Genomic DNA, 11,904 nt, shown 5'->3' with positions numbered 1-11,904 from the left:
GGGACAGCCCCACGTCCGTGCTCGGCCCCCCAGGGGGGCGGCGCTGGTGGACCGGCGGAGCCGGATCCACGGCGTCTGCTTGATACGGGCCCATATGCTGTATATATTGACAGTATGCCTGCTGCCAAGGATGCACCTGCCGCCACGCTGATGTTCGCGCCCGTGAAGGGGCGCGGCACGGTGTGGGCGCTGGAGCACCGCTTCAGCAGCGACGCGCGCGAGCAGTTCGACGACGGCTGGGGCTCGCTGGAGCAGGCGGCGAAGGAAGAGGTGCTGGCGCCGGGCACGCAGGTCATCGAGGAGCAGGTCAGGTCCATCCTGGCCGCCAACGACTCGCCCGACATCGGCTTCGACCTGTCGATCAACCCGTACCGGGGCTGCGAGCACGGCTGCATCTACTGCTATGCGCGGCCCACGCACAGCTACCTCAACCTGTCGCCCGGACTCGACTTCGAGACCAAGATCGTTGCCAAGGTCAATGCTGCCGAGCGCCTGCAGGCCGCGTTCGCGCAGCGGGGCTACGTGCCCAAGCTGCTGAACATCGGCTCGGCCACCGACGCCTACCAGCCCGTCGAACGCCGCCTGCGCATCACGCGCGCCGTGATCGAGGTGCTGCAGGCACACCAGCACCCGTTTTCGCTGATCACCAAGTCGGCCGGCGTCGAGCGCGACCTGGACCTGATCGCGCCGATGGCGGCGCAGCGGCTGGCGGCCGTGTACGTGTCCATCACCACGCTCGACCCGCAGCTTGCACGCATCCTGGAGCCGCGCGCCGCGTCGCCGGAACGGCGCCTGCGCACGCTGCGCACGCTGGCCGATGCCGGCGTGCCGGTCGGCGTGAGCGTGTCGCCGGTGATCCCCTTCCTCAACGAGCCCGAGCTCGAACGCATCCTGGAAGCCGCGCGCGATGCCGGTGCCACCTCGGCCTTCAGCATCGTGCTGCGCCTGCCCTGGGAGGTGAATCCGCTGTTCCAGCACTGGCTGGAGCAGCACTACCCCGACCGCGCGGCGCGCGTGATGGCCCGCGTGCGCGAGATGCGCGGCGGCCGCGACAACGACAGCCACTTCGGCAGCCGCATGACCGGCCAGGGCCTGTGGGCGCAGCTGCTGCGCCAGCGCCTGCACAAGGCCACGGCGCGGCTGGGCCTGCAGCGGGCGCGTGTGGAACTCGACCTCGGCCGCTTCGCGCGGCCCGCCGCGACGGCGTCGCCCGGGCAGGCTTCGCTGTTCTGAACTCAGCCCACCGTGGTGGCCGGTGCCGCCGGTGCCGCCACCGCCAGGACGGCAATGCCGCCCGTCTTGCGGCCGCTGCCCTCGCCCAGGCTCGGGCGCGCCGGGGTGGCCGCGAAGCGCTGCTTCAGTTCGTTCACCTGCGCCAGCAGGCGTTGGGCGTCGGGCACCTTGTCCTGGTGGCGCTGCAGCACCAGGCGGGCGGTGTCGATGAGCTTGCCGTTCAGCGTGGCAGCCCCGCGTTCCAGCAGCACCCGGGCGGCGGCCTCCGGCTTGCCGGCCAGGCTGTGCGCCATCGCGGCTTCCGACGCCTGGAACACCCGCTGGTGGCAGGCGCGGATGCGCAGTGCGAACGGCTCGTGGGCCGAGGCAGCGCGGACCAACAGTTCGGTCAGCGCCCGCGAGGTGCAAAGGCGCATGCCGATGGCGTCGACCCAGTCCTCGACGCCGTCGAGCTGGAGTTCGGCCGCGGTCAGTTGCGCCAGCATGGCCAGCATGTTGCAGCCGGCCTCGACGTCGAAGGACTCGGACCGCAGGTCGCCGGCCAGCGCGCGGATGCCCTGCACCGCCTCGGCCACGCGCTTGTGCAGCATGTGGCTGACGACGTCGACCACCTGCGCAAAGCGTTGCAGCCGTTCGTTGCCCGGCGCGCGCGACAGCGCGTGCGCCAGGTTGTCGACGCAGCGCTGCAGCCCCTTGCCGTCGTGCTGGTGGAAGCGCACGAAGGCCTGCAGCACCAGCGTCTGGCTGTCGAACATCTTCGAGTTGATGCCGACGCTGACGGCCCGGTCCAGCGCCTTGGCCGCCGCGGGCAGGTCGCCCACGTAGAACGACAGCATGCCCAGCTTCTGCATCCGGCCCACCGAGCCCGGCGTCAGCGCGGCGGCGCGCTCGTAGACGGCTGCGGCCATCGCGAGCTCGCCGCTCTCCACATGTGCGCGGCCCATCACGTCGTAGGCGTCGACATAGCTGGGCTGGTCGGCGATCAGCGACTCCAGCGTGCGGATGGCCTGCGCGGTCGCCTGCTCCTCCAGCTGCACCCGCGCGATGCCCAGCCGCGCCCAGGGCAGCGCCTGCGCCTTCAGCACCGTGTCGTAGAGCTGCCGCGCCTCGGCGTGGCGGGCGCCGTTGAGCAGCAGTTCGGCACCCAGGCGGGCGGCGAACAGCCAGTACGGCTTGCGCTCCTGCAGCCGTGCCAGACACAGCGTGGCGGCCTCGTCGAAGCGTCCGTCGTCGATGGCCTCGAAGATGTCGGCCAGGGCCCGTTTGCGCTGGCGCGCCTCGGTGAGCCGGTCGCCCAGCGCCGCGGCGGTGTGGGGCTTGAGCAGGTAGCCGTCGAGCGCCGACTCGGCCGCTTCGGCCACCTTGGCGTACGTGGCTTCGCCGGTGATCATGATGAACACCGTCGACAGCGGCAGGATCTGGTGCCGGCGCAGGTCGTCCAGCAGCTGCTGGCCCGAGTAGTCGGTGCCGCCGAAGTCGTGTTCGCACAGCACGAGGTCGAAGCGGTGCGTCTCCAGCTGCGACCGCGCGTCGCCGACGCGTCCGCACTGCACGACGGTGCCGACGCCGAAGTCGCGCAGCTGCGCCACGAGGATGCTGCGCGACGTGGCATTGCCGTCCACCACGAGCGCGCGCGACAGGTGGATGTCGCGGTCGATCCTGCGCATCAGCGGGCGCTCCCTGGCAGGCAAAGACTCGGCGGTGCGGCAGGCATCATCTTCCGAAGCTCGATGGTCAGAACTGCTTATCGCCCGCAAGCCGATGCAACTTGAGCCGCAGCTGCCTCAAGTCGGTGCAAGCGATGCCGAAACATCCGAGGACAGGCGGAAGTGGGCCCGCCTGTCGGCGCCTGCCCGTCGTGGACGGGCGCCCGCACGCACCACCGCTCAGTCACCGGACGGCACCATGGCCATCGAAACCCCCTTCTCCAAGCTGCAGGCGCTGGTCGTCGACGACTCGCCGGCGCAGCTGTCGACCTTGCGGGGACAGTTGCAGATGCTGGGCATCAAGCGCGTGGACGGTGCCTCGCATGCCGACGACGCGCTGCGCCAGGTGCGTGCCGGCAAGTACAACCTGATCCTCTGCGACTACAACCTGAACCACCGCACCGACGGCCAGCAGCTCTTCGAGTACCTGCGCGACAACAACCTGCTGGCGCCGGACTGCCTGTTCTTCATGGTCACGGCCGAGAATGCGTACGCCAACGTGGCGGCAGCGTCCGAGCACAAGCCGGACGCCTACCTGCTCAAGCCCTTCACCGCTGCCGACGTGGAAGAGCGGCTGAAGGCCGCCGCGGAACGGCGCAAGGTGTTCGAGCCGGTCACGGCGGCGCTGGGCCGGAACGACCTGCCTGCCGCGCTGGCGGCGGCCGACCAACTGCTGCAGAAGAAGGACCGCTGGCAACTGCAGGCGCAGCAGCAGAAGGCGCAGATCCTGCTGGGCCTGGGGCGCCACGCCGACGCACGGGCGCTGTACCAGGCCGCGCTCGACGAGCGTCCGCAGCTCGTGTGGGCGCAGATCGGGCTGGCGCGCAGCCTGAAGGCCGGCAACCTGTTCGAGGAGGCGCGGCAACAGGCGCAGAAGATCATCGATTCTCCCGATGGCCAGCGCAACCTGGCGGCGTACGACGTGCTGGCCGAGTCGCTGGAAGCGCTGGGCGACGCCCACGGCGCGCAGGCCGTGCTGCGCGACGCCGTCGCGGCCGTGCCGTCGGCCCGCCGCCAGCGCATGCTGGCCGAGGCGGCGTTCCGCAACGGAGCGCACGAGACCGCGATGGACGCGATGGCCAAGGTGCTCAAGGCCACCCAGGGCGCGCTGACGGCACAGCCGCAGGACACGCTGACGCTGGCCCAGGCCATGGTCGACAGCGGCCAGGCGCCGCAGGCGCTGGCCTTGCTGGACCAGTCCAACGCGAAGCTGGCTGCGGCGCCGCAGGTGGAATCGGTGGCACTGGCCATCCGTGCGCAGGCGCTCGTGGCCACGGGCGACGCCGACGGTGCGCAGAAGGCGGTGGCCCGGGCACGCGAGACCCTGCGCGTGGCCAAGGCCGACTTCGCCACCGTCGCGCTGGCCAAGGCCGAGCTGGCCGCAGGCAACGAGGAGGCCGGCCTGCAGCTGCTGAGCGCCGCCGTCAGCGCCGACCACGAGAACCCGCGCGTGAAGCAGCTGGTGCGCAACGCCCTGCGCGTGGCCGGCCACGAGGCCAAGACCGACAGCATCGTCGAGTCCGCTGCCGCAGGCCTGCAGGTGCGCGTGGTCGGAGCCAAGACGCTGTTCCGCGACAGCCGCATCGACGAGGCCCTGGCCGCCATCGAGGCGGCGCTGGCCGACTTCCCCGACAACACCGGCGTGCTGCTGCAGGCCGCGCAGATGCACTGCATGGCGCTGCGCCTGAAGAAGCAGGCCAATCCGCCGATGGTGGAGCGCGTGCGCCTGTACCTGTCGCGGCTGGACAGGCTGATGCCGGGCAACGACCGCGTCACGCAGATGCAGCGCTACTTCCGCGAGACGCTGGCGACGCTGTCCGAGCCGGTGCCGGCCTGAGCCGGGAGCCTGTGCGATGACGGCCGCGGCGCTGGTCGTGCACGACCTGAAGAACGAGCTCGGCGCGCTGGAAGGCGCGCTGCAGCTGCTCGCCGTGCATCCCGAACCCCAGGCAGCGGCCGCGGCCCACCGCCAGTGCAGGCTGCTGCGGCAGCGGCTGGTGACGTACCTGGCCGTCTACGGCGCCGACGGCCCGCTGCACGCCGTGCGCGAGGACGAATGCCCGGTCGCGCTGCTGCACGGCGTGGCCGCGCGCCATGCCGACGCGCCGCTGCCGGTGCGCGTGCAGTCCGGTGACGGGCTGCCGCCGTTCTGGGTCTTCGACCGCCGCCTGGTCGTGATGGCGCTCGAGGCCGCGCTGCACAACGCGCTGCGGTATGCCCGCAGCGCCGTGGTGCTGGGAGCGCACGTGCACGGGTCCGCACTGGTGCTCACGGTCGACGACGACGGCCCGGGGCCGCAGCCCGGCCCGTCGGGCGACAGCCTGGCCACCGGCCTGGGCACGGCGCTGTGCCGTGCCGTCGCGGTGGCGCACGGCGCTGCGGAAGACGCCGTGCAGCTGGCCGCGCGCCCGCAGGGTGGGGCGCGCTTCAGCCTGCGCCTGCCTACTTGAAGAGATCCTTCACGCGGTCGGCCCAGCCCTTGCTGTTGGGCGAATGGCGCTCGCCGCCCTTCTTGAAGGACTCGTCCAGCTCCTTCAGCAGCTTGCGCTGGTGCTCGGTCAGCTTCACCGGCGTCTCCACGGTGACGTGGCAGTACAGGTCGCCCGGGTAGCTGGAGCGGATGCCCTTGATGCCCTTGCCGCGCAGGCGGAAGGTCTTGCCGTGCTGCGTGCCTTCGGGCAGGTCGATCTCGGCCTGGCTGCCGAGCGTGGGCACCTGGATCGTGCCGCCGAGCGCGGCCGTCGTCAGGGCCACCGGCACCGTGCAGTGCAGGTCGTCGCCGTCGCGCTCGAAGATCTCGTGCTGCTTGATGCGGATCTCGATGTAGAGATCGCCGGCCGGCCCGCCGTTGGTGCCCGGCTCGCCGTTGCCGGCCGAGCGGATGCGCATGCCTTCGTTGATGCCGGCAGGGATCTTCACCTCCAGCGTCTTCTGCTTCTTGATCTTGCCGGCGCCGTTGCAGGTGGTGCAGGGATCGGGAATGATCTTGCCGCTGCCGTGGCAGTGCGGGCAGGTCTGCTGGATGCTGAAGAAGCCCTGGCGCAGGTGCACCGTGCCGCTGCCGTTGCAGGTGGGGCAGGTCTTGGCGCTGGTGCCGGGCTTGGCGCCGCTGCCGTGGCAGGTGTCGCAGCTGTCCCAGCTGGGAATGCGGATCTGCGTCTCCTTGCCGTTGGCGGCCTCTTCGAGCGTGATCTCCATCGCGTAGCTGAGGTCGCTGCCGCGGTAGACCTGCTGGCCCCCGGCGCCGCCGCCGCGCCGCCCCCCGGCGCCGCCCTGGCCGCCGAAGATGTCGCCGAAGATGTCGCCGAAGGCCTCGGCGAAGCCGCCGAAGCCTTCGGCGCCCGGGCCGCCGCGGCCGGCCATGTTGGGGTCGACGCCGGCGTGGCCGTACTGGTCGTAGGCGGCGCGCTTCTGCGCGTCCGACAGCATCTCGTAGGCCTCCTTGGCCTCCTTGAACTTCTCTTCGGCCTTCTTCGCGTCGTCACCCTGGTTGCGGTCGGGGTGGTGCTTCATGGCCAGCTTGCGGTAGGCCTTCTTGATCTCTTCCTCGGTGGCGTTCTTCGCCACGCCGAGGATCTCGTAGTAATCGCGCTTTGCCATGAACAATCTCGGAACTGTTGAAGCGTGAACGCCGCGTCGATGCGCAGGCCGGGCCTGGCGCTTCGAACGCGGCGAGAGAGGACGTCAGGCCGCGGGGCCCGCCGGCTTACCCTTTCTTCACTTCCTTGAACTCGGCGTCGACGACGTTGTCGTCGGCGGGCTTGGCGCTGGCCTGCTGTTGCGGGGCTTCGCCGCCGGCGGCACCGGCGGCGGCACCGGCCGCTGCCTGCTGCTCGGCATAGACCTTCTCGCCCAGCTTCTGGCTGGCCGTCATCAGCGCCTCGGTCTTGGCCTCGATCGTGGCCTTGTCGTCGCCCTGGATCGCCTCTTCGGCGTCCTTCAGCGCGGCCTCGATCTTCTCCTTGTCGCCGGCGTCGAGCTTGTCGCCGTGCTCGGCCAGGCTCTTCTTCACCGAGTGCACCATGCCGTCGGCCTGGTTGCGGGCCTGCACCAGCTCGACCTTCTTCGCGTCTTCGGCGGCGTTGGCCTCGGCGTCCTTCACCATCTTCTCGATCTCGGCTTCCGACAGGCCCGAGTTCGCCTTGATGGTGATCTTGTTCTCCTTGCCGGTGGCCTTGTCCTTGGCGCCCACGTGCAGGATGCCGTTGGCGTCGATGTCGAACGTGACCTCGATCTGCGGCAGGCCGCGCGGCGCCGGCGGGATGCCTTCCAGGTTGAACTCGCCCAGGCTCTTGTTGCCGGCGGCCAGGTCGCGTTCGCCCTGGTAGACCTTGATCGTCACGGCCGGCTGGTTGTCGTCGGCGGTGCTGAAGGTCTGGCTGAACTTGGTCGGGATCGTGGTGTTCTTCTTGATCATCTTCGTCATCACGCCGCCGAGCGTCTCGATGCCCAGGCTCAGCGGGGTGACGTCGAGCAGCAGCACGTCCTTGCGCTCGCCGCCGAGCACCTGGCCCTGGATGGCGGCACCCACGGCCACGGCCTCGTCGGGGTTGACGTCCTTGCGCGGCTCCTTGCCGAAGAACTCCTTGACCTTCTCCTGCACCTTGGGCATGCGGCTCATGCCGCCGACCAGGATGACGTCGTCGATCTCGCTCAGCTTGACGCCGGCGTCCTTCACCGCGATGCGGCAGGGCTCGATGGTGCGCTCGATCAGCTCGTCGACCAGGCTCTCCAGCTTGGCGCGCGTGAGCTTGATGTTCAGGTGCTTCGGGCCCGAAGCGTCGGCCGTGATGTACGGCAGGTTGACGTCGGTCTGCGTCTGGTTGCTGAGCTCGATCTTGGCTTTCTCGGCGGCTTCCTTCAGGCGCTGCAGGGCCAGCACGTCTTTGGTCAGGTCGACGCCTTGTTCCTTCTTGAACTCGGTGACGATGTAGTCGATGACGCGCTGGTCGAAGTCCTCGCCGCCCAGGAAGGTGTCGCCGTTGGTGGACAGCACCTCGAACTGCTTCTCGCCGTCGACGTCCGCGATCTCGATGATGCTGATGTCGAAGGTGCCGCCGCCCAGGTCGAACACCGCGATCTTGCGGTCACCCTTGCCGTGCTTGTCCAGGCCGAAGGCCAGCGCCGCAGCGGTGGGCTCGTTGATGATGCGCTTGACGTCCAGGCCGGCGATGCGGCCGGCGTCCTTGGTCGCCTGGCGCTGGCTGTCGTTGAAGTAGGCCGGCACGGTGATGACGGCCTCGGTGACCTCTTCGCCCAGGTAGTCCTCGGCGGTCTTCTTCATCTTGCGCAGCACCTCGGCCGACACCTGCGGGGGCGCCATCTTCTTGCCGCGCACTTCCACCCAGGCGTCGCCGTTGTCGGCGGCGGTGATGGTGTAGGGCATCAGGTCGATGTCCTTCTGCACTTCCTTCTCGGTGAACTTGCGGCCGATCAGGCGCTTCACCGCGTACAGCGTGTTGCGCGGGTTCGTCACCGCTTGGCGCTTGGCCGAGGCGCCGACCAGCACTTCACCGTCTTCCTGGTAGGCGATGATGGACGGCGTGGTGCGCGCGCCTTCGCTGTTCTCGATGACGCGGGTGGTGTTGCCCTCCATGATCGCCACGCACGAATTCGTCGTGCCGAGGTCGATGCCGATGATCTTGCCCATGGTGTGTGCTCCTGAAGACTGGAATGGTCTGAACTTGTGGGTAACTGGCCGGCTTTCAAGCCGGAAACGTCATTTCGGCGCGGCGACGGTCACGAGTGCGGGACGCAGCACGCGGTCTGCGATCAGGTAGCCCTTCTGCAGCACGGCCACCACGGTGTTGGCGTCCTGCTCGGCCGGGACCACGCTGATGGCCTGGTGGTGGTGCGGGTCGAACTTCGTCCCCGCCTGCGGCGCGATGGCGACCACCTTGTTGCGCTCCAGCGCCTGCGTCAGCTGGCGCAGCGTGGCGTGCACGCCTTCCAGCAGCTGCTCGGGGGTGGCGTTCTGGATCGCGATGGCGGCGGTGAGGCTGTCGGTCACCGGCAGCAGGCTCTCGGCGAAGGCCTCGATCGCGAACTTGCGCGCCTTGCTGATCTCTTCCTCGGCGCGGCGGCGGGTGTTCTCGGCCTCGGCCTTGGCGCGCAGGTAGGCGTCGGCGACCTCGGCGTGCTTGGCCTCCAGTTCGGCCAGTCGGGCTTCCGCCGTCGGCGGCGTCTCGGGGGCGGCACCGGCCGCGGCGGCTGCCGCGTCGGCGGTCTGTTCGGGGGTGGAATCGTTCGGATGCATGGTGTTTCTGGCCAAAACTGCGTTGGATGTGGGGGCTTGTTCCAGGACTTCAAGAGCCCGTGTCGTCGTCGATGCTCGCGCTCCAGCGTTGCCAGTCACCGAGCTGGCGCCGGTCGCGCTTGGTGGGCCGGCCGTGTTCCAGCGCCATCGCGGGCTCCACACCCTGGCGGCGCGCCTCGGCGGCGCGCGCGCGGGCGGCCACGCTTTCCGGGGTCTCGCGGTACAGGGCCTGCGCCACCGGCGCCGGGCCGCGCACGTTGCTCAGGCCCAGCACGTCGACCGTGCGCTGCACCGGCCCCTGGCGCAGCGCCACGCGGTCGCCGGTGCGCAGCTCGCGCCCGGGCTTGGCCGGCGCGTCGTTGACGCTGACGCGGCCGCGGTCGATCTCCTCGGCCGCCAGCGCGCGGGTCTTGTAGAAACGCGCCGCCCACAGCCACTTGTCCAGGCGCACCTTGGTCGCTTCGTCGGTCATCGGGTCTCCAGCGGCAGCCGCACGATGGCATCCAGGCCTTCGGTGCGTCCGCCGCGTTCGCGGTTGTCGAGCTGGATGCTGCCGCCCAGCGACTGCACGATCTCGCGGCAGATCGCCAGGCCCAGGCCCGAGCCTTCGGCCTGGCCCCCGAGCCCGGCGAGGTGGGCCGACTGCCCGCCCGAGAACGGCTGGAACAGCCGGCTGCGCAGTTCGGGCGCGATGCCGGGGCCGCTGTCGGCCACCGTCAGCGCGGCGGTGCGGCTGTCGGCCACCAGGCGCACGGCCAGCGCCGAGCCGGCGGGCGTCTGCTTGATGGCGTTGTGCAGCAGGTTGCGGGTCAGCTCGCGCAGCATCCAGTCGTGCGCGCGCACGGGCGCGGTGGCGGCCAGGTCGAGGTCGAAGTCGAGCTGCTTGCCGGCGATCAGCGCCGACAGGTCCAGCGCCACCGCGCGCACGATCGCGGGCCACGCCGAGACCGGCGGGTCGCCCTGCTGGCGCAGCTGCTCCACCTTGGCCAGCGCCAGCATCTGGTTGGCCAGCTCGGTGGCGCGGTCGACCGTGGTGGCGATCTCCTCCAGCGCCTGCGCCGGCCCGATGTCGCCGCGGCGCGCCGACTGCACCTGCGTCTTCAGCACCGCCAGCGGCGTGCGCAGTTGGTGCGAGGCGTCGCGCACGAAGCGCTTCTGGTGCTCGAGCAGCTGCGCCAGCCGCGCCATGACGGCGTTGGTGGCGTCCACCACCGGCTGCAGCTCCAGCGGCGACTGCCGCGCCTCGATGGGCGACAGGTCGCCCTCGTCGCGCGCGCGCAGCCGCTCGCTCAGCTCGCGCACCGGGCGCGTGGCGCGCTGCACCACCAGCGCCACCACGGCCGCGATGACGAGCAGCAGCGCCGCCTGGCGCCACAGCGTGTCGACCAGGATGCGCTGCGCCAGCGTGCGCCGCAGCTCCAGCGTCTCGGCCACCTGGATCACCGCCATGCCCTGGCCCGTGGGCCCCGACACCGGCTGCAGCAGCACCGCCACGCGCACCGGAAAGCCGCGGAAGACGTCGTCGTAGAAGTCCACCAGTGCCGCATAGACGCTGCGGTCGGGCAGGGCGCCTTGCCAGGGCGGCAGGTCGTCGAAGCCCGAGACCATCTCGCCCTGGAAGCCGGTGACCTTGAAGAACATGCGGCTGCGGTTGTCGGCCTCGAAGGCCTCCAGGGCCGAGTACGGCACGGTGGCCAGCAGCCGCGCCGGCCCCGGCGCGTCGTCCACGCGCAGCAGCTCGCCGATGGCCTTGGCCGACGCCAGCAGCGTGCGGTCGTAGGCGGTGTCGGCGGCGCGCAGCGCCTGGTGGTACAGGCTCCAGGTGTTGAAGGTCACCAGCGCCAGCACGGGCAGCAGGATGCCCAGCAGCAGCTGCCGGCGCAGCGAGGGCCGGCGCGCGCGGGGCGCGGTCATGCCGGGTCGGCCTTCAGCAGGTAACCCAGGCCGCGCAGCGTCACCAGCGAGGCGCCGGTGCCCCCGAGCTTCTTGCGCAGCCGGTAGACCACCACCTCGATGGCCTCGGTCTGCACCTCGGCCTCGCCAGGGAAGACGAGCTCGAACAGGCGCTCCTTGGCCACCGCGTGTCCCGGCTTCACGAGCAGCGCGCGCAGCAGCGCGGCTTCGCGCGTGCTCAGCTCCATCGGCTGGCCCTGGTGGTAGACGGCGCCGTTGTCGGCATCGGCGCGCAGGCCGCAGAAGCTGTCGAACTCGGTCGGGGCCGCGCTGCTGCCGCGGCGGCGCACCAGCGCGCGCACGCGGGCTTCGAGCTCGTCCAGGTCGAAAGGCTTGGGCAGGTAGTCGTCGGCGCCGGTGTTCAGGCCCAGGATGCGGTCGCCGACCGTGCCGCGTGCGGTGAGGATCAGCACCGGCGTCGCCAGCCCTTCGGCGCGCGCCTGCGCCAGCACGCTCAGGCCGTCGACGCCGGGCAGGCTCAGGTCGAGCAGCACCACGTCGGGCACGCTGGCGCGCCAGCGGTCGAGCGCGCGCGCGCCGTCGCCGCACAGCACGACCTGCATGCCGCGGCGCTCGAACGAGCGCTGCAGCGTCGTCTGCATCGCGGGGTTGTCTTCGACCAGCAGCAGTTTCATCGGGTCCGGATTATCGGCGGCGGCGCGCCGGCATCGGGTTTCCACCGGGACCGCGGACAGCCGATTGACAGGCAGCCGGCGCACCATTGCCGCATCCCAACCACAACATTGCCGGAGACAA

The 11,904-nt window shown here is 70.6% G+C and carries 9 protein-coding genes and 1 pseudogene; 3 read left to right on the top strand and 7 right to left on the bottom strand.

Annotation, left to right across the window (positions count from 1 at the left end; translation table 11 throughout):
- Positions 1 to 114 precede the first annotated feature (114 nt).
- Entirely contained in the window at positions 115 to 1,233 is a 1,119-nt protein-coding gene (locus tag ACPOLB_RS02275) for a PA0069 family radical SAM protein (RefSeq protein WP_425259676.1), read from the top strand.
- Positions 1,234 to 1,235: 2 nt separating this feature from the next.
- On the opposite strand, the gene ACPOLB_RS02270 is transcribed toward ACPOLB_RS02275, so the two are convergent.
- Positions 1,236 to 2,900 (bottom strand): response regulator, encoded by a 1,665-nt coding sequence (locus tag ACPOLB_RS02270; RefSeq protein ID WP_425259675.1) that lies wholly within the window; start codon positions 2,898 to 2,900, stop codon positions 1,236 to 1,238.
- Between the two features lie 238 nt (positions 2,901 to 3,138).
- On the opposite strand from ACPOLB_RS02270, the gene ACPOLB_RS02265 reads away from it, so the two are divergent.
- Entirely contained in the window at positions 3,139 to 4,776 is a 1,638-nt protein-coding gene (locus tag ACPOLB_RS02265) for a response regulator (protein WP_425259674.1), read from the top strand.
- Positions 4,777 to 4,792: 16 nt separating this feature from the next.
- Positions 4,793 to 5,389, top strand: a complete 597-nt coding sequence (locus ACPOLB_RS02260; protein ID WP_425259673.1) for an ATP-binding protein — start codon at positions 4,793 to 4,795, stop codon at positions 5,387 to 5,389.
- Here the strand turns inward: ACPOLB_RS02260 and dnaJ are convergent.
- The 6 genes and pseudogenes from dnaJ to ACPOLB_RS02230 form a co-directional block, all read right to left on the bottom strand.
- Positions 5,382 to 6,539: a molecular chaperone DnaJ gene (gene dnaJ / locus ACPOLB_RS02255; RefSeq protein WP_425259672.1), complete on the bottom strand. Its 1,158-nt coding sequence runs from the start codon at positions 6,537 to 6,539 to the stop codon at positions 5,382 to 5,384. The two genes, ACPOLB_RS02260 and dnaJ, sit on opposite strands and share 8 nt — an antisense overlap.
- A gap of 106 nt (positions 6,540 to 6,645) precedes the next feature.
- A pseudogene (gene dnaK, locus ACPOLB_RS02250) lies at positions 6,646 to 8,604 on the bottom strand (molecular chaperone DnaK); the annotation flags it as partial.
- A 54-nt stretch (positions 8,605 to 8,658) separates the two neighbouring features.
- On the bottom strand, positions 8,659 to 9,195 hold the full coding sequence (grpE, locus tag ACPOLB_RS02245) for a nucleotide exchange factor GrpE (protein ID WP_425259671.1): 537 nt from the start codon (positions 9,193 to 9,195) through the stop codon (positions 8,659 to 8,661).
- A gap of 49 nt (positions 9,196 to 9,244) precedes the next feature.
- Positions 9,245 to 9,667 carry an RNA-binding S4 domain-containing protein gene (locus ACPOLB_RS02240; RefSeq protein ID WP_425259670.1) on the bottom strand — a complete coding sequence of 141 codons (423 nt, stop codon included), beginning with the start codon at positions 9,665 to 9,667 and terminating at the stop codon, positions 9,245 to 9,247.
- Positions 9,664 to 11,109, bottom strand: coding sequence for a sensor histidine kinase (locus tag ACPOLB_RS02235; RefSeq protein ID WP_425259669.1), 1,446 nt, complete (start codon positions 11,107 to 11,109; stop codon positions 9,664 to 9,666). The genes ACPOLB_RS02240 and ACPOLB_RS02235 overlap by 4 nt, the downstream gene beginning before the upstream one ends.
- Entirely contained in the window at positions 11,106 to 11,783 is a 678-nt protein-coding gene (locus tag ACPOLB_RS02230) for a response regulator transcription factor (RefSeq protein WP_425259668.1), read from the bottom strand. The genes ACPOLB_RS02235 and ACPOLB_RS02230 overlap by 4 nt, the downstream gene beginning before the upstream one ends.
- Between the last annotated feature and the right edge of the window lie 121 nt (positions 11,784 to 11,904).

The sequence above is a fragment of the Rubrivivax soli genome, assembly GCF_049810355.1.
GTDB lineage: Bacteria > Pseudomonadota > Gammaproteobacteria > Burkholderiales > Burkholderiaceae_C > Rubrivivax.
This window is presented reverse-complemented; position numbering and strand designations above follow the sequence as displayed.

Coding starts and splice junctions, on each gene's coding strand:
- ACPOLB_RS02260 (WP_425259673.1), top strand. CDS start 4,793: ATGACGGCCGCGGCGCTGGTCGTGCACGACCTGAAGAACGAGCTCGGC.
- grpE (WP_425259671.1), bottom strand. CDS start 9,195: ATGCATCCGAACGATTCCACCCCCGAACAGACCGCCGACGCGGCAGCC.
- ACPOLB_RS02240 (WP_425259670.1), bottom strand. CDS start 9,667: ATGACCGACGAAGCGACCAAGGTGCGCCTGGACAAGTGGCTGTGGGCG.
- ACPOLB_RS02270 (WP_425259675.1), bottom strand. CDS start 2,900: ATGCGCAGGATCGACCGCGACATCCACCTGTCGCGCGCGCTCGTGGTG.
- ACPOLB_RS02265 (WP_425259674.1), top strand. CDS start 3,139: ATGGCCATCGAAACCCCCTTCTCCAAGCTGCAGGCGCTGGTCGTCGAC.
- ACPOLB_RS02230 (WP_425259668.1), bottom strand. CDS start 11,783: ATGAAACTGCTGCTGGTCGAAGACAACCCCGCGATGCAGACGACGCTG.
- dnaJ (WP_425259672.1), bottom strand. CDS start 6,539: ATGGCAAAGCGCGATTACTACGAGATCCTCGGCGTGGCGAAGAACGCC.
- ACPOLB_RS02275 (WP_425259676.1), top strand. CDS start 115: ATGCCTGCTGCCAAGGATGCACCTGCCGCCACGCTGATGTTCGCGCCC.
- ACPOLB_RS02235 (WP_425259669.1), bottom strand. CDS start 11,109: ATGACCGCGCCCCGCGCGCGCCGGCCCTCGCTGCGCCGGCAGCTGCTG.